Raw genomic sequence first — 17451 nt, forward strand, 5'->3', positions numbered from 1 at the left:
TGCGTGTACCAGTAATATTGGGAAAAAATATTACATATTGTTTTAATTATATGATAAATCAGCTGCGCATAAATATGATGTTGATTTAGAAAAAAAGTGCTGGAAATAAAGAGTTGCATTATGACCGAAACTAGAAAAAAACCTGACCCTATAGATATCTATGTTGGAACTCGTATCCGTTTACGTCGTAATATTTTAGGACTCACTCAAGAGAAACTAGGTGAAAAATTAGGAATTACTTTTCAGCAAATCCAAAAATATGAAAAAGGAACAAACCGTATTGGTGCCAGTCGTCTTCAAGCGATAGCGGAAATTATGGATGTTCCTGTTTCTTACTTTTTTGATAAAGGTATTACCTCCCAACAAGTAGAGGGTTTTGCCGAAAGTGATCACAATCTTATAGACTTTTGTTCTAGCAGCGAAGGGATTCAGCTCATGCGCGCTTTTACAAATATATCTGATGCTAAAGTGCGTCGAAAAATTATTGACTTAGCAAAAGCACTTTCTGAGGAAGATTTGACAAATAAGTTATAAATTAAAATTATATCTTTTCTCTTTTATTCATATAAATTTGCATTGACTATTTGCTGTAGAATTAGCAAATGGTGACGACTTTAGTAAGCAATTGATTAAATCTTTGGTTTTCTTTTTTGAAGGAGTTCCTATGCCGCATGAAGATTATCTTTTTACGAGCGAATCGGTATCGGAAGGACATCCTGATAAAATTTGTGATCGTATTTCCGATGAAATCGTTGATATGATCTATAAAGAAGCTGAAAAGACTGGTACTGATCCATGGTTAGTACGCGTTGCCTGTGAAACTCTCGTTAGTGTCAACCGTGTTGTTATCGCTGGTGAAGTACGTGTTCCTGATACGCTATTAAAAAAAGATAAAAATAAAGAATTCATCTATGATGAAACTAGCTTTCCACTCATTAATCCTACACGTTTTCGTACAGCAGCGCGCCGTGCTATTCGTACCATTGGCTATGAACAAGCAGGATTCCATTGGAAAACTGTTAAAATTGATGTTCTTTTGCGCCCTCAATCAGCTGATATAGCAAGAGGGGTTGATAATGCTACGGATCGGCATGGTGAAGAAGGAGCAGGTGATCAAGGCATCATGTTTGGATATGCTTGCCGTGAAACACCTGATCTCATGCCTGCGCCAATTTATTATGCGCATAAAATTCTCAAACTTCTTGCCGCAGCCCGTCATAAAGGAGAGGGAGAAACTGGAAAATTAGGACCAGATGCTAAAAGCCAAATAACCATACGCTATAAAAATGGAAAACCGATAGAGGTCACATCCATTGTTCTTTCAACGCAGCACCTTGATGAAAGTTGGGATTCCAATAAAGTACGTACAGTGGTTGAACCTTACATTCGCCAAGCTTTACATGACATTCCCATCGCAGCTCAATGTAGGTGGTATATTAACCCAACAGGAAAATTTGTCATTGGAGGCCCTCAAAGCGATGCCGGATTAACAGGACGCAAAATTATTGTGGATACTTACGGAGGTGCTGCACCCCATGGAGGCGGTGCTTTTTCAGGAAAAGATACAACAAAAGTTGATCGTTCTGCTGCCTATGCGGCACGCTATCTGGCTAAGAATATTGTTGCTGCTCATTTAGCAGAGAGATGCACCATTCAACTCTCCTATGCAATTGGTATTGCACAACCTTTATCTATTTATCTTAATCTTCATGGAACAGGAAAAGTCGATGAAAAAGTTATTGAAGAAGCCATCCGCAAAATAATGGACCTTTCACCTACCGGCATTCGAAAACATCTTGACCTCAATAAACCTATTTATGCGAAAACAGCTGCCTATGGTCACTTTGGCCGTAAACCAAAACACGATGGTTCGTTTTCATGGGAAAAAACTGATCTCGTGAAAACGCTTCAAACAATGATCCAAATCCCATGATTAAACATAATATACGCAAGAGTGAAGCATTTTTTGGACGCCGACAAGGAAAACAACTTCGAAACAGTCAGCTTACACGTATAAAAATGCTTCTCCCCAAATTTAATATTGATTTAAATGTTCCTCCTCCCCCAAACCTTACATCCTTATTTTCAAGCAAAGTAAGAGAAATTCAACTTGAAATCGGCTTTGGTGGAGGTGAACATTTACTTCATGAAATGGAATATTTTCCAAAAACCGGTTTTATCGGCGTCGAGCCCTTCATCAATGGCATGGCAAAAATATTGTTGTCTCTTGAACAGTATCAAAACCATCAAAATCGTCTTCGCCTCTATAATGATGATGCGACACGCCTCCTTGATTGGCTCCCTGATAACTCGCTTGATGGAATAGACCTCTTCTATCCTGATCCTTGGCCGAAAAAGAAACACTGGAAACGACGTTTCATCAACATAAAAAATCTTAACCGTTTTGCTCGTGTTCTTAAAATAGGAAAATTTTTTCGCTTTGCTAGCGATATAAACAGTTATGTAAACTGGACTTTGTACCATTGTGCACAACATGATCACTTTGAATGGAAAGCAGAAAGCCCTCAAGACTGGAAACTCCCTTATCCACTATGGAGTGGAACCCGCTATGAAGCAAAAGCTTTACGCGAAGGACGAACGCCTGCCTATCTTACCTTTATCAAGAAATAAATGATCAAGCGCTTTTCTCATAAACAACTTGAAAAATTTTGAATTTAAGAGTATCAATAGTTAAATTCTTGGTCTTATGATGAAGAGTGGGCCGTTGGACCCGCTCTTTTTTAATATCATAAAACTGATGAAAATAACTTGGATAAAATGTATGAACGAAGCTGAAAAAATAAGCAATCTTGACGAACCGCGCTTGTTTGAAGAAGAGGGTATCGAAGCACAGGTTGCTGCTCTTGTCATACCACTACTTAAACCTTTAGGTTTTCGTTTGGTTCGTGTAAAACTTCTTGGTCAAAATGGTTTAACACTTCAAATTATGGTTGAACGTGCCGATGGTTCTATGACCATAGAAGATTGTGAAACTGTTAGTCGAACTGTTTCCCCACTCCTTGATGTCCAAAATGTTATTGAACGCAAATATCATTTAGAAATCTCATCACCTGGAATTGATCGTCCATTGGTAAGAAAATCTGATTTTTTTCATTGGCAAGGGCATCTTGCAAAAATTGAAACAAAAATAGTAATTGATGGGCGCCGAAAATTTCGCGGGACACTTACGAATATCACGCAAGATGGATTTATTTTAAACACTGACAAAGCAGCTTATGGAGAAGCCATGTACACCCCTATTTCCTTTTGTGATATCATAAATGCGCATTTAGTGCTTACCGATGAGCTTATTCGTGATGCATTGAAACAAAATAAAAATTTAAGTCAACAATTCATTGCCGAAGAGAACGCTAACGACTCTATATAGACGCTCAATTTCAAAAAATAATATCACTGGGAAATACCCATCGTGTGACACAAAGAAGGAGAAAATTGATGGCTACAAGCGCTAACAGGCTTGAGATTCTGCAAATTGCAGATGCTGTTGCACGTGAAAAGTCGATCGACCGTGAAATTGTCATTTCTGCGATGGCTGACGCTATTCAGAAAGCAGCACGTTCTCGTTATGGTCAAGAGACCAATATCCGTGCTGAAATCAATTCCAAAACAGGTGAAATTAAATTACAACGCTTGCTTAAAATCGTTGATGTCGTTGAAGACTATACAACGGAAATTACTTTGTCCGATGCACTCAAACGTCAAGCAGAAGCAAAAATTGGTGATTTTTTTGCTGATCTTTTACCTCCTATGGATTTTGGACGTATCGCAGCGCAATCTGCTAAACAGGTTATTGTACAAAAAGTACGTGATGCAGAGCGTGATCAGCAATATGAAGAATTCAAAAATAAAGTTGGTGAAATTATTTCTGGTACAGTTAAGCGTGTGGAATATGGTAACGTCATCGTTGATCTAGGGCGCGGTGAAGCTATTGTGCGCCGTGATGAATTAATTCCTCGTGAATCATTCCGCTATGGAGATCGTATTCGTGCTTTCGTCAATGATGTACACCGTGAAACGCGTGGACCACAAATTTTCCTTTCACGCACACATCCCCAATTTATGGTAAAACTTTTCACTATGGAAGTGCCAGAAATTTATGATGGTATTATAGAAATCAAATCTGTTGCTCGTGATCCAGGTTCACGGGCTAAAATCGCCGTTGTTTCACGCGATGGTTCCATTGATCCTGTTGGAGCATGCGTTGGAATGCGAGGAAGCCGCGTACAAGCTGTTGTTGCTGAATTACAAGGCGAAAAAATTGATATTATTCCTTGGTCGCCTGATGCGGCAACATTTGTCGTTAATGCACTCCAACCTGCTGAAGTTTCTAAAATCATCCTTGATGAAGATGCTGAGCGGATTGAAGTTATTGTACCAGATGATCAACTTAGCCTTGCTATTGGACGACGTGGGCAAAATGTCCGCTTGGCTTCGCAACTAACAGGATGGAACATTGATATTTTAACGGAAAAGGAAGAATCTGAAAATCGTCAAAAAGAATTTACTGAACGCAGTAAATTGTTTATGGAAGCCTTAGAGGTTGACGAAATGATCGGACAGGTTATGGCATCAGAGGGTTTTTCTTCTATTGAAGAAATCGCCTATATTGATCTTGAAGAAATCGCTTCTATTGATGGTTTTGACCATGATACCGCCGCTGAAATCCAAAGTCGTGCCCGCGAATATCTTGATCATCAAGAAAAAGAACTTGATGAAAAACGCAAAAAACTCGGAGTTTCTGACGAATTACGAACACTTCCCGGAATGACAAGTGCTATGTTGGTTGCTGTTGGTGAGGATGGTGTAAAAACAATAGAAGACTTTGCTGGCTATGCCGTTGATGATTTAGCTGGTTGGAGAGAACGTAAAGAAGGTCAAACACAGAATTTTTCTGGTATTCTGACCCCTTTTGACATTACACGCGCTGATGCAGAAGCTATGGTTTTAGCCGCACGTGTACAAGCAGGCTGGATAGACCAAGCTGATCTTGTTACAGAAAATCCTGTAGAAAATGAAAATTCTACAGAAAATGAAAAAACAGATGATTTGGATGTGGATACACTTTAAATGAATGAACGGACTTGCATTGTGACCCGAAAAAATGCTTCAGCACAAACGCTGATCCGTTTTGTTATTGGTCCCAATAACCAAATTGTTCCTGATCTTAAAGCGAATTTACCAGGGCGTGGCGTTTGGATTTCTGCCCATCACGCTGTTATTGAGAAAGCAATTGAACAAAAAGCTTTTCATAGAAATTTTAAAACAGATGTTGAGGTTGCACCAAATCTTGTGCATGTTGTTGATACGCTTTTACTAAAAGCCGCTCTTTCAAGCCTTTCCATGGCACGAAAAGCGGGAGCAATTGTTATGGGAGCAACAAAGGTTGACGCTGCTATCCGCTCTGGTAAAGTTATTCTTGTACTTCATGCTAAAGAAACAACAGAAAATGGGAAACAAAAAATTGCACAGGCCATCCATTCAATACAACAACAAACAAATCAGACTATAAAAACCATATCTTTATTTACAAGTGATGAAATGCGCGTGGCTTTTGGCTCTAATCCTGTAATGCACGCCGCTTTATTGGACACAAAAGCTGCTGAAGGATTTCTCAAAGCGACATGTAAATTGATCAGCTATCGTGACGACAAGCATAGTAAGTCTAGTGAGATGACGGCACAAGCCGTGAAGGAAGTACAATGAGTGAAAATAACAACGACAAAACAACCGTCAAGAAGACACTAACTCTCAAGAGGTCTGTCTTGGAAACGAGCACGGTTAAACAAAATTTTAGTCATGGCCGTACGAAGGCTGTCGTTGTCGAAACCAAACGGCGTAAAATTACGCGACCTGATGAAAAAACGGAAACCCTACAGCCCATTACAAAGCCGCATGTGGCCCCCCAGCGTTCTAAACCGCGTTTTGAGGGAAAAAAGCCTCAAGAATCTGTGGCCAAAAGCAATCTTTCATCAACTGAAATGGAAGCAAGACTTCGCGCATTAGAAGAAGCACATATCCAAGAAAGAATAACGCGAGAACAAGCCGAAGAAGAAGCAAGACGCGCTAAAGAGCGTGAAGAAATTTTACAGCAAGAAATTAAAGAAAAAGAAATACATCTCCAACAAGAAGAAGAAATATCGTTAGTACAGACTCCACCTGTTCCCCCTCTCATTGAACAGACAGATATTCCTATTGCGCCTAAAAATACAACCGTGGTTGAAAAACGCAAAATAGATGACAATAAAGAGGAAGAACGGCATAGTCGACGTGCTAATCCTGCTAAATCAGAAATACGTGTACCAAAAGTTGTCAAAGGAGCTGATGAGCGGCGACGCGGAAAACTAACTCTGAATAGTGCACTGGATGAAGAAGGAAGCGCACGTGGGCGCTCAATGGCTGCAATGCGGCGTAGACAGGAAAAGTTTAAGCGTGCACAAAATCAAGAACCAAGAGAAAAAATTTCTCGCGAAGTTGTTCTTCCTGAAACGATTACCATTCAAGAGCTCGCACAACGTATGACTGAGCGTTCTGTTGATGTGATTAAATTCTTGATGAAACAAGGACAAATGATGAAACCTGGCGATGTTATTGATGCAGATGTTGCCGAACTCATCGCTGTTGAATTTGGACATACTGTTAAACGTGTTTTAGAATCTGATGTAGAAGAAGGTATCTTTAATATAACAGATAATCCTCAAAACATGCAGCAGCGTCCCCCTGTTGTGACCATTATGGGCCATGTTGACCACGGGAAAACTTCTCTTTTAGATGCTATTCGCAAAGCAAATGTTGTTTCTGGCGAAGCAGGAGGTATTACGCAGCATATTGGTGCCTATCAAGTAGAACAAAACGGTCAAAAAATTACCTTTATTGATACACCAGGGCATGCTGCATTTACGGCTATGCGTGCACGTGGAGCTCGTGTTACTGATATTGCTGTTCTCGTTGTAGCCGCTGATGATAGTGTTATGCCTCAAACGATTGAATCAATCAATCATGCGAAGGCCGCTGGTGTACCTATCATTGTTGCTATCAACAAAATTGATAAACCAGCTGCAAATGCACAAAAAGTACGTACAGAACTTCTACAACATGAAGTGTTTGTTGAAACTATGGGCGGAGAAACTTTGGACGTTGAAGTTTCTGCTAAAACTGGTCAAAATCTTGATAAACTTCTCGAAGCTATCCTTCTTCAGGCTGAAATGCTTGATCTGAAAGCAGATCCTCAACGAACTGCAGAGGGCGTTATCATTGAAGCCAAATTGGATCGCGGACGCGGATCTGTTGCAACAGTTCTTGTTCAAAAAGGTACATTACACCCTTCTGATATTATAGTTGCCGGAAATGAATGGGGGCGTGTGCGTGCTTTGATTGACGACCATGGCCGCCATGTCAAAGAAGCCGTTCCCTCTACACCAATTGAAATTTTAGGCATGCAAGGTACACCACAAGCTGGAGACCGTTTTGCTGTTGTCACACATGAAGCAAAAGCACGTGAAATTTCTGAATATCGTCAACGATTAGCACGTGATAAAGCTGTTGCACGGCAAACTGGTTCACGTGGTTCTCTTGAACAGATGATGACAAAATTGCAAACGACTGGTGTTAAGGAATTTTCTCTTATTATAAAAGGGGATGTACAAGGATCAATTGAAGCAATCGCTTCAGCATTAGAAAAACTCGGAAATGACGAGGTTCGTGCGCGTATTGTACATTCTGGTGCTGGAGGAATTACCGAAAGTGATATTTCCCTTGCGGAAGCTTCTAACTCTGCTGTAATTGGCTTTAATGTTCGAGCCAATAAGCAAGCACGTGATTTTGCTAAAACACAAGGAATTGAAATTCGTTATTACAACATCATTTATGATCTTGTTGACGATATCAAGGCTGCTATGTCTGGATTACTCTCACCAGAACAGCGTGAAACTTTCCTTGGTAATGCTGAAATTCTAGAAGTCTTTAACATTACAAAAATTGGAAAAGTTGCAGGATGTCGTGTTACAGAAGGTAAAATAGAACGAGGAGCCGGTGTTCGCCTTATCCGCGATAATATCGTTATTCACGAAGGAAAGCTGAAAACACTCAAACGCTTTAAGGATGAAGTCAATGAAGTGCAAAGTGGTCAAGAATGTGGGATAGCCTTTGAAAATTATGAAGACATGCGTGCAGGAGACATCATTGAAACCTTCCGTATCGAACATATTAATCGCACATTATAAAATAATCCAATAACTTTACTCTGTTGTGAAATGAGAAAAGTTATTAGGTTTTATACACAATATCTCTTTTTCCTTATCTAAATGGTCAAAAAAGAGATCTTGTAGCAAGGATAAAACTTTGATGAAAAATGCAGGGCCATCACAACGGCAACTTAGAGTAGCAGAGCAAGTACGTCATGCAATAGCGCATATATTACAGCGTGATATTTTGCTTGATGATATCTTAAAAGATATTGTTATTTCTGTCTCTGAAGTACGCATGTCACCAGATTTAAAAATTGCTACTTGCTTTGTATCACCTCTCAGCACTCTTAAAAATGCTTCTCATACCGATGTTGTTGATACCCTCAATAAACATAGTCGTTTTCTCCGTGGAGAAATCAGTCATGCGTTGCGACAAATGAAATATATGCCAGAACTGCGTTTCCGACTTGATAATAGTTTTGATAATTTTTCAAAAATTGATGCCCTCCTTCGCTCGCCTGAGGTTGCGCGCGATCTTCACCATAGTGATACAGATGAGGATTAAAGATATGGCGCGGCAACACAAGAAAAAGGGGCGTCCTGTTTCTGGCTGGGTCATATTTGATAAACCAAAAGGAATGAAATCAACAGAAGCTGTCTCACAAATCAAATGGCTCTTCCATGCTCAAAAGGCAGGACATGCGGGTACACTTGATCCTCTTGCTTCTGGTCTCCTTCCCATTGCATTGGGCGAAGCAACCAAAACCGTCCCTTACGTGATGCAAGGCAAAAAAACTTACCGTTTTCATATTGCTTGGGGGCAAGAGCGCTCAACAGATGATTTAGAAGGAGAAATAACGAAAACTTCTCTCATACGTCCAACACAAGAAGAAATACTTGCTCTTCTTCCTCAATATACAGGTGTTATTTTGCAAACACCTCCACAATTTTCAGCAATCAAAATTGCCGGAAATCGGGCCTATGATTTAGCGCGTGAAGGAGAAGTTGTTGAAATTCCGCCCCGTGAAGTGGAAATAGAAACTTTCAAGTTATTAGAAATGCCTACCAAAGAGCATTCTGTCTTTGAAATAACCTGCGGAAAAGGAACTTATGTGCGCTCTTTAGCACGCGATATGGGACGTGATCTCGGTTGCTATGGGCATATTGCTGATTTAAGACGTATTGCCGTTGCACCTTTTGATGAAGAAGATCTCATTACATGGGAGGAACTAAAAGCGGCCATTCCGCCAAATAAAAACACTACAGATGAGAATAATCGTTCTTTTGAAAAAAACTTCTCAACACTCGATGGGCTCTTAATTGACACAAGCGCCGCATTGGATTGCCTCCCTCACTATATCCTTAATGAAACTCAAGCACAGAGAATTATAAGAGGCCATTCTATCCTCTTGAATCATCACAAAGCACCTCTTGATGAAGAGGAAATTTGTGTCCTCTATAAGGAACAACTTCTTGCTATTGGCACTCTCGACAAAGGTCTATTTAAACCAAAGCGGATTTTCACAATTTAATCGATTCTTTTCCCAACCACCTTTTGCGGAAAGATATTTTTCTCTATCAATTAAGAAAAATATGGTGCTTTTCATTGTCTATATTTACCGTATTCATATCAAAATTTAAGTCAGTGCTATAAGCTAACACCACCACACACTTTTTCCTCTTAATGTCGCAATAATCCTTGCATTTAAAGGATTCATAAAAGGCTTTTTATTTCTTTTTCAATCGTTTTTTACTCATACTTTAGTCCTCGTTTATAATGTACAAGCAAAGATATGGACTGATTTACTCTAAATAGATTTGAAACGAGAAAAGCTTAAGATTTTCAGAATCTATCACTCAACATGAAAAATGAAAAATAACCATTATAAATCAATTCATTAAATATTGAAACAGCAATTTTTTTATGATTACGCTAACAAATTGATCGAAATAATATTAATATATGTAATATTTACAAAAACTGTTTTAACCCTAAGGGAGATGATCAGAGGAAACTTTTAAAAGCATCTCATTGGCTTGAGGTATTGTTTGGCGTTCAATCATACGGTGCACTCTTATACCGTTAGGAGCACAATTTAAATGACGCAGACGCTTATTGACTTCTGCATCCGCTTTTGTGCGACGATGATTATGGCGTAAATAATCTACCCATGTTGGCATATGATAAGCCTCTGTCCAATATTCAGGTCTTTCAAGATCTCGTAAAAGAACCCACTGACGCGCACCATCACGTAATCGAATATGGGGTGGGAATGCTACATTTATATGCAATCAATAACTTATATAAAGGTAAGGGAATTTTAATTCCATTGATTTTATTAACTTATTTTATGTCTATCCCGAACTTTTTTATAGCTTATTCTCAATCATTTTATCCAAATATGTAATCAGATTTTCCAGTATCTTACTTGACTCTTATTTTTATAAATCGTATAGTAATAGTATACGATAAGGGGTGCTAATGGCAATTGTGAGTTTCAGACATAAGGGCTTAAAATTATTTTATACAACAGGTTCCACAAAAGCTATTCTACCAGATCACGTAAAGAAATTACGCGTTATCTTAACGGCTTTAACAAGTGCTACCACGCCCGAAATGTTGAAAGCACCTGCCTTTAAAATGCATCCTCTTAAAGGTGAACTTACAGGATACTATTCTATATGGGTGAATGGAAATTGGCGTGTTACTTTTCGCTTTATAGGAACAGATGTGGAGCTTGTTGATTATCAAGATTACCATTGATGAAAGGAACGAAAATAATGATGCATAACCCCGCACATCCGGGCGAAGTTCTAAAAGTAGCTTTCTTAGACGAAATGGGGATAACAATACAAAAGTTAGCTAATCATCTCCATATGACAAGAGCTTCTCTATCAAGAGTGATTAACGGACATGCCTCTATGAGTACCGAACTTGCAGTGAAATTAGAACTAGCTGGTTTTAGTAAAGCGAAATTTTGGCTGGATATGCAAACAAATTATAATTTATGGCAAACAATGCAACAGACACAACCACCTATTTCTCCTCTGGTTTCTGAAGCATATCAAACGTCGCTTTGATTTCGTTTATAATTTTGACGGGGCTTTAGTTTTTTAGCTTCCGCCCGTTGCTCTAACCTTTTTGAAGTTTTTTAATGGCTTCTATTGCAAGGCGCTTTCTATCGGCTGTTTTGGTATAAAGAGATGCCATTTTATCTTCTGTCCAGCCAAAAAGCGCTTTCATTTGCGAAACTGTCGCACCAGCATTGGCTGCACGTGTTGCTGCTAATTTTCGCAATCCGTGCGCTGATTTTTTAATACCCGCCGCATTACATGCTTCACGAAAGAGGTTGCCAAAACTTTCTTTGACAAGCTTATTTCCACCTTTTCCGCAAATGAATGTTTCATCACCTATGGGACCAATTTTAAGAGTTTCTGCGAGTTCTGGTAAAATAGGAAGAAAAACATCTGTTTTAAATTGGCTCTTTTCTGTTTTGAGATGAATGATATTATCTTTGACATCTTTCCAACCGATACGAACGGCATCTCCACGGCGCAAGCCCGTATAAAGAAGCACATCAACCCATACGCGTTCATGGGTACCAATAGCCCATTGTTTATAATATTTATCGATATCCTCTTCTAGCCATGGCGCTAATCCTTCGCTGTTAAGAGATTTTGGTGCTTTTATATTAAAAGCAGGATTTCTGTTTAAAAGAGCATTATCAACCGCCCAATTAAAGAGACCGTTTAAAGAGGTCAAAAAATGTTTTGCCGCTGCGGGAGTCTCGCGTCTTCTTTCTACTGCCTCAATAATGTGTTGTTTATCTATACTTTTATAAGAGCGATCACCAATATGTTTAGAAATATTGTTCAGAATTCTATACTTAACTTTTTTAGTAGATTCTGATTGATTATGCCATTGCATGCTTTGTAAATATTGATGCAACAACCAATCGAAAGAGCCCTCTACAAGTCTGGTTTGTTTTCTTTTCTTGGAGGTGCCATTTTGCGCTTGCTTAAGAGCAAGCGTATAATTATCGACAAACTCTTGCGTTCCATAGGTTCCTTCAATCCGAAATCGTGGTCCATGACCAATACGTACATACCATATAACTTTACCATGGCGTGTACGTTCACGAACAAGATGCGGTGGATGGCGTTTTGGCATGGCTAAAACTTTATACCGTCGACAGAACGACAAGTTTTGCTGGTCTCGTAGTCTTCTTGTTCATTTTCAAGTGGTGGAAAATCGTCAATGCTATAAGTATTATCTGTCGTTGTTGGTGTTATTGTTTTATTGATATGAATTAATAATTCCCCTGTAGGTTTGATTTCTATGAGTTCACATCCTTGTTTTTTAGCTTCTCTTAAAGCACGAGCAATAGCTGGTTGCGTGATAGTAGGTGGGCGGTGTGGCATGTTTATTCTCCTTCATTTTAGATGTAATTCACCCGTGGCGTGAATCACGCTGGTGTTTAAAAGTTGGTTTTTCGGTGTTAGAAACGGCTTATAGAGAGACTATAAGATTAGTAGTTCGTATTTTTTTCCATTATTGCCTCTCGCCCGTTGTGATGATTTCATCATTGATGATCTCTGCGTTTCCATGAATAAATGCATAACCATAGATTTTGGCATTTCCCCCAACTTTTGCTCTGATGGAAATCAATGAACTGTCATAAATTTTAGCATTTCCATAAATTTTAGCTTTTCCACTAATAAATGCACCACCGGAAACTTGTGCATTCTCGTAGATTTGTGCACTGGCAAAAACACGAGCATGTCCAAAAATCTGCGCATTGCCAAAAATATTAGTTTCTCCGGTAACAGATGCACTACCAAAAACACATGCATTTTCGTAAATATCAGCAATGTTATCAATATAAGCATCACCAAAAACCTTGGCTTTGTCATAAACTCTTGCATGACCATCCACACGAGCGTTTCCATAAACATGTGCATCACCAAAAACCTTGGCATAACCATAGACTTTTGCATCATCGCCTACCCAGCAATTGTCATCATGACTTAGATTGTCTTCTTTTTGTATAAAACCGCCTAGGTCATCTGCTTTAACATCATCAAAATCCCTTAAAGCACGAATACGGTGAAGGGTTTTGCCATCAAACACAATTGTTTCATCAGTGATCTCGTATTTTTTCATCTGGTTTGTTACCTAGTTGAGATTCTTTTATCGCCATCAATCCAGTCGTCCCAACATACACATGCTTCACCGTAAATTTTTGCATGACCGTAAACATGCGCATCACCGGAAACTTCTGCATTGCCGTAAACACGCGCCCTATCGTAAATGTATGGCTCTTCGTAAACTTGTGCATTGCCATAAACTTCTGCATTATCAAAAACGCTAGGTTCACCGCAAATATATGCATCACCGTAAATTTCTGCATGACCGTAAATGCATGGTTCATCGAAAACTTCTGCTTTGCCATAAATACGAGAATTGCCGTAAACATGTGCATAACCGTAAACTTGTGCATTTTCGTAAACCTTAGCATCACCAAAAACCTTGGCATAACCATAGACTTTTGCATAATCCCCAATCCAGCAATTGCCATCATGACTTAGATTGTCTTCTTTCTCGATATAGCCGCCAAGATCACCTTTCTTGACGTCCCCCAAATCTCTCAGTGCACGAATGCGGCGGAGCGTTCTGCGCCCAACTTCGATTGTTTCATCAGTCAGTTCATATTTTTTCATCTGGTCTTTTCTCCAGTGGATATGGCGTTATAGTCATCAACGTGTGCGCTACGGTAAACTTCTGCATCACCGTAAACTTTTGCTTCTCCGTAAATTTCTGCCTTATCGTAAACACGTGCTTCATCGAAAACGCGTGCATCATTGTAAACTTTTGCACGCCCATGAACATGTGCATTGCCAAAAACCAAGGCATCACCAAAAACCTTGGCATAACCATAAACCTCTGCATTATGGGAAACGCATGCATTACCGTAAACTTCTGCATGATCATAAATTTTAGCATCACCATAAATCCTTGCACTATCGCCTACATGTCCGTCTTTAACTTTTGCATTGCCATAAACTTCTGCCTTATCGGAAACATATGCATAACTGTAAACATGTGCATTTTCTAAAACTTTTGCATAATCGTAAACGCGTGCACAACCGTAAACCTCTGCCTTATCGTAAACACGTGCTTCATCGAAAACGCGTGCACAATCGTAAACCTCTGCCCTGCCGTAAACGCATGCCTCACCGTAAACTTTTGCTTCTCCATAAATTTCTGCACGACCGTAAACGCGCGCTTCATCGAAAACGTGTGCGCTCTCGTAAACATGTGCATTATCGGAAACTTTTGCTTCATCGAAAACAAGTGCATTGCCATAAACACGGGCATCTCCAAAAACACAAGCCTTATACCAAATCCAACAATTGCCCTCATGGGATAAGTTGCCTTCATGTTCTATAAGACCGCCTAGGTCGTCTGCTTTAATACCACCAAAGTCTCGTAAGGCACGAATGCGGTGGAGAGTTTTGCCATCAACCTCAGTTGTTTCATCAGTAAGTTCGTATTTCTTTTCCATGGTTTATTTCCTTGATTTGCGTACAATCCACCCGTAGCGTGAAGCACGCATGTGTTGAAAGTGTTAGGAAAGGGTGGGGGTGCTGGGAGGAGAGAGCACCCCCATAGGTTTAAGCAGCTTTTGCCAAAATCTTTTCCATCTCTTGTTCTATTTCCCCTAAAAAGATTTCGACAGCTTTATTAATCTCTTCAATGTATTGCTCATCACGGTTGATGCGTTTGATTTTCATTCTCAAACCAGTAGATCTGCCTACAAAGTTTGGATTATAGCTCATGAAATGACACCATTTGCGTCCTGTGCACGCCATTTGGAATTGCATTTGTGCGATATATTCAGGCTTGATTTCGTCATATATAAAGAAGCGCAAATGCGTGGTTGATTGTGGGCATTTGACCTCAACTAAGCCGTCCTCTCCAATCAACCCATCAGGACTAGCCCCCGCCATTTCCATTTTTGGGTGGGGGATAAACCCGCATCTTGTGACTTCTGCGTCATAAATGAATTCATATTCTCTTAAGGCATTCTCTTCATGTTCAATGCCCCATTGCATAGCCGCGGTTGTATAAGATTGGCTTATTTCACCTATTAAGCGTTCTGTCATGAGTTTGATTTTGTAGTCTTCATATTTGCTTGTAGGCAAACCTTTTGCTGTCTTACTGAGTATATTGTAAACGTTTGAAGCAGTGACTTTTCCTAAGCGCGCTTGAAACCATTCTGCTGTTCTTTGTTCCATCTCACACCGCCATTCCCTGTTCGTGTGGCGTTTCTATATCGGCATCTTGTATAGTAGAATCTGTTTCTACCTTTTGCCTATTTTGTTTATCTTTCAAAAGATGTAATACCGTTTGTGCTTGTCCTTCAGACATATCGTCGAGCTTTTTGACGTTGACATAAGCAAGTATTTTTTCTTCTTCTGTTTGGGTTTGTACGACAAGTCTTCTGATTTCATTGATCTGTTGTGGAAAAGCCTTTTTAAGAGGTGTGTTCCCATCCGTATCGTCATCTTCACTCACGACATTAAGAAGCATACCTAACAGATATCTGCGTGCGTATGTGATTGCAGAACCAACCGATTGTATATTTGATTTGCATCCTTTAGTGTCATAAGGAAACTTTCCTTCTGTTGAGATTTTATTTCCAGACGGATGCGTCAAAGTCATTTCTATAATTATATTGTCTGAACTCTGTTCTTTGATACGAGAAAACAAAGCAAATCGGTGTTTTGCAAGAGTGTTTTTTACAGCATCAATGTACTGGTCAAGGGTTGCATATTGGCTGTTTGTATGGGTGTTTGTAGAGTTTTTTTGTATTTTTTGATATTCTATTTGCATATTCGAAAGATCACTGGCAAATCTTTCGTAGTTTTGTCGTTCTATTTCTTTTTCTCGTAAGGCAATGAGACGCTCGAGACGATCCATATCGACGTCATTTTCTAAGGCTCTGTTTAAAATACGTTCCATAGCAGTTTGTTTAACCGCTAAGTGATGCGTTTCTTCAATTTCTGTTAGGTTAGTGTTTTGTTTACTCATCTTGATTTCCTCCTATTTGAGCGCAATTCCCCCGTGGCGTGAATCACGCTGGTGTTTAAAAGTTGGTTTTTCGGTGTTAGAAACGGCTTATAGAGATACTATAAGATTAGTCGTTCGTATTTTTTCATTTGGTTTGTTCTCTAGTTGAGGTGAGGTCAGTATTATCAACATACCCATAAGCACCTGCATCATTGGTAATGTATATAGCATCGCAGTTACCAAAAACACGTACATCACCGTAAACTTCTATATATCCATAAAAATGTATACCCTCGTAAACTTCTGCATTACCAAAAACTTGAACATTATCAGAAATTTGTGCATCATCATAAACACGGGCGCCTTCATAAACCCATGCATTATCACCAACCCAGCAATCCCCTTCGTGACTTAAATTGCCCTCATGCTCTATAAACCCCCCTAAATCGCCTTTCTCGACGTTTCCAAAGTCTCGTAAGGCGCGAATGCGGTGGAGAGTTCTGCCATTAACTTCGATTGTTGCGTCTGTCAGTTCGTATTTCTTTTTTATCATAATAACCTCCTCTTAATGCATGCTTTGTCTTTTAATCTCTTGAGACAGCAGCCCCATACCTTTTGTGGTGATTTTTGCGCAAGGAATGACCTTTTCTATTCCACTTGCGGTTTGAAGTGTGATAGTTGGACAATCCATAAGTTTCTTTTGGATTTTGTCTTGATACGGTAGCAAATTTCCACCTACTGCTCGTCTGTAAACCCAACCTTTTTGCTGTAAGAAGAGAATGAATTGTTTTGGTTGCATCTCAAGTATTTTAGCGGTTTCTGTAAGACTAAACAGTCCGTCATGACGTTGTAAGCTTTCAAGAGCCATGGCTTTTGGTGTTAAATCTTCAATGATGGTGTCTTTTTGATCTATTTGACCTTGTAGGTAATTCAAAAAGCCAATCATAGCCTTTGGACTTGAATAGTCGATTTGTGGTGTTACTGCTTGCTTTTCCAATTCTTGCCAACGGTCTATAATCCTAGCACGTAATGTCATGCTGTAACCAGAAACTAAGATAAGGCATTCACGCTTAGGGAGGTTGTAACAGTTTTGGGGCTTACCCTGTTTATCTAAATAGGTGGATCCAAATTTGGATTGACCCCCTTCAGGATATAATTCTCCTAACATTTGTC

20 protein-coding genes and 1 pseudogene are annotated in these 17451 nt (G+C 39.5%); 11 read left to right on the forward strand and 10 right to left on the reverse strand.

Features of this window, described 5'->3' with window-relative positions:
* The first annotated feature begins 120 nt into the window (after positions 1 to 120).
* The 9 genes from ACFILW_RS06835 to truB all read left to right on the forward strand — a co-directional run bounded on the left by ACFILW_RS06835 (position 121) and on the right by truB (position 9736).
* A complete protein-coding gene (locus tag ACFILW_RS06835) occupies positions 121 to 534 on the forward strand; it encodes a helix-turn-helix domain-containing protein (protein ID WP_375685401.1) in 414 nt (137 codons plus the stop codon).
* Positions 535 to 664: 130 nt separating this feature from the next.
* Positions 665 to 1933 carry a methionine adenosyltransferase gene (metK, locus tag ACFILW_RS06840; RefSeq protein ID WP_375623043.1) on the forward strand — a complete coding sequence of 423 codons (1269 nt, stop codon included), beginning with the start codon at positions 665 to 667 and terminating at the stop codon, positions 1931 to 1933.
* Positions 1930 to 2631 carry a tRNA (guanine(46)-N(7))-methyltransferase TrmB gene (locus ACFILW_RS06845; RefSeq protein ID WP_375685402.1) on the forward strand — a complete coding sequence of 234 codons (702 nt, stop codon included), beginning with the start codon at positions 1930 to 1932 and terminating at the stop codon, positions 2629 to 2631. The genes metK and ACFILW_RS06845 overlap by 4 nt, the downstream gene beginning before the upstream one ends.
* Before the next feature lie 127 nt (positions 2632 to 2758).
* Positions 2759 to 3388, forward strand: a complete 630-nt coding sequence (gene rimP / locus ACFILW_RS06850) for a ribosome maturation factor RimP (RefSeq protein WP_375685407.1) — start codon at positions 2759 to 2761, stop codon at positions 3386 to 3388.
* Between the two features lie 68 nt (positions 3389 to 3456).
* Positions 3457 to 5088, forward strand: coding sequence for a transcription termination factor NusA (gene nusA, locus ACFILW_RS06855; RefSeq protein WP_375685403.1), 1632 nt, complete (start codon positions 3457 to 3459; stop codon positions 5086 to 5088).
* Positions 5089 to 5724 (forward strand): RNA-binding protein, encoded by a 636-nt coding sequence (locus ACFILW_RS06860; RefSeq protein ID WP_375623035.1) that lies wholly within the window; start codon positions 5089 to 5091, stop codon positions 5722 to 5724. It abuts the gene before it with no gap.
* On the forward strand, positions 5721 to 8240 hold the full coding sequence (gene infB, locus ACFILW_RS06865) for a translation initiation factor IF-2 (protein WP_375623033.1): 2520 nt from the start codon (positions 5721 to 5723) through the stop codon (positions 8238 to 8240). The genes ACFILW_RS06860 and infB overlap by 4 nt, the downstream gene beginning before the upstream one ends.
* A 121-nt stretch (positions 8241 to 8361) precedes the next feature.
* Positions 8362 to 8769 carry a 30S ribosome-binding factor RbfA gene (rbfA, locus tag ACFILW_RS06870; RefSeq protein WP_375613309.1) on the forward strand — a complete coding sequence of 136 codons (408 nt, stop codon included), beginning with the start codon at positions 8362 to 8364 and terminating at the stop codon, positions 8767 to 8769.
* A 4-nt stretch (positions 8770 to 8773) separates the two neighbouring features.
* On the forward strand, positions 8774 to 9736 hold the full coding sequence (truB, locus tag ACFILW_RS06875; RefSeq protein WP_375679703.1) for a tRNA pseudouridine(55) synthase TruB: 963 nt from the start codon (positions 8774 to 8776) through the stop codon (positions 9734 to 9736).
* A 460-nt stretch (positions 9737 to 10196) separates the two neighbouring features.
* Here the strand turns inward: truB and ACFILW_RS06880 are convergent.
* Positions 10197 to 10469 (reverse strand): annotated as a pseudogene (locus ACFILW_RS06880) (MFS transporter); the annotation flags it as partial.
* A gap of 217 nt (positions 10470 to 10686) precedes the next feature.
* Here ACFILW_RS06880 and ACFILW_RS06885 point away from each other — a divergent pair.
* Both ACFILW_RS06885 and ACFILW_RS06890 read left to right on the forward strand, forming a co-directional pair.
* Entirely contained in the window at positions 10687 to 10968 is a 282-nt protein-coding gene (locus ACFILW_RS06885) for a type II toxin-antitoxin system RelE/ParE family toxin (protein WP_375630534.1), read from the forward strand.
* A 17-nt stretch (positions 10969 to 10985) separates the two neighbouring features.
* Positions 10986 to 11285 carry a HigA family addiction module antitoxin gene (locus ACFILW_RS06890; protein ID WP_375646640.1) on the forward strand — a complete coding sequence of 100 codons (300 nt, stop codon included), beginning with the start codon at positions 10986 to 10988 and terminating at the stop codon, positions 11283 to 11285.
* Positions 11286 to 11337: 52 nt separating this feature from the next.
* Here the strand turns inward: ACFILW_RS06890 and ACFILW_RS06895 are convergent, their stop codons facing one another.
* The 9 genes from ACFILW_RS06895 to ACFILW_RS06935 form a co-directional block, all read right to left on the reverse strand.
* A complete protein-coding gene (locus ACFILW_RS06895) occupies positions 11338 to 12375 on the reverse strand; it encodes a tyrosine-type recombinase/integrase (RefSeq protein ID WP_375685404.1) in 1038 nt (345 codons plus the stop codon).
* A gap of 2 nt (positions 12376 to 12377) precedes the next feature.
* Positions 12378 to 12626, reverse strand: a complete 249-nt coding sequence (locus ACFILW_RS06900) for a hypothetical protein (protein ID WP_375631397.1) — start codon at positions 12624 to 12626, stop codon at positions 12378 to 12380.
* 130 nt (positions 12627 to 12756) lie between these two features.
* Positions 12757 to 13368: a hypothetical protein gene (locus ACFILW_RS06905; protein ID WP_375613895.1), complete on the reverse strand. Its 612-nt coding sequence runs from the start codon at positions 13366 to 13368 to the stop codon at positions 12757 to 12759.
* An 8-nt stretch (positions 13369 to 13376) separates the two neighbouring features.
* Positions 13377 to 13925: a hypothetical protein gene (locus ACFILW_RS06910; protein ID WP_375646642.1), complete on the reverse strand. Its 549-nt coding sequence runs from the start codon at positions 13923 to 13925 to the stop codon at positions 13377 to 13379.
* Positions 13922 to 14770 (reverse strand): hypothetical protein, encoded by an 849-nt coding sequence (locus ACFILW_RS06915; RefSeq protein WP_375613897.1) that lies wholly within the window; start codon positions 14768 to 14770, stop codon positions 13922 to 13924. The genes ACFILW_RS06910 and ACFILW_RS06915 overlap by 4 nt, the downstream gene beginning before the upstream one ends.
* A 109-nt stretch (positions 14771 to 14879) precedes the next feature.
* Positions 14880 to 15503 carry a lambda exonuclease family protein gene (locus ACFILW_RS06920; protein ID WP_375685405.1) on the reverse strand — a complete coding sequence of 208 codons (624 nt, stop codon included), beginning with the start codon at positions 15501 to 15503 and terminating at the stop codon, positions 14880 to 14882.
* 1 nt (position 15504) lies between these two features.
* The gene (locus tag ACFILW_RS06925; protein ID WP_375613899.1) at positions 15505 to 16299 is read right to left on the reverse strand and encodes an ERF family protein; all 795 of its coding nucleotides are present in this window, start codon (positions 16297 to 16299) and stop codon (positions 15505 to 15507) included.
* A 124-nt stretch (positions 16300 to 16423) separates the two neighbouring features.
* Entirely contained in the window at positions 16424 to 16831 is a 408-nt protein-coding gene (locus tag ACFILW_RS06930; protein ID WP_375637119.1) for a hypothetical protein, read from the reverse strand.
* 12 nt (positions 16832 to 16843) lie between these two features.
* Positions 16844 to 17451: phage antirepressor KilAC domain-containing protein (locus tag ACFILW_RS06935; RefSeq protein WP_375685406.1), on the reverse strand; the 608-nt coding region annotated here is incomplete at its 5' end.

The sequence above is a fragment of the Bartonella sp. TT110JLCBS genome, from assembly GCF_042193405.1.
Taxonomy (GTDB): Bacteria; Pseudomonadota; Alphaproteobacteria; order Rhizobiales; family Rhizobiaceae; genus Bartonella.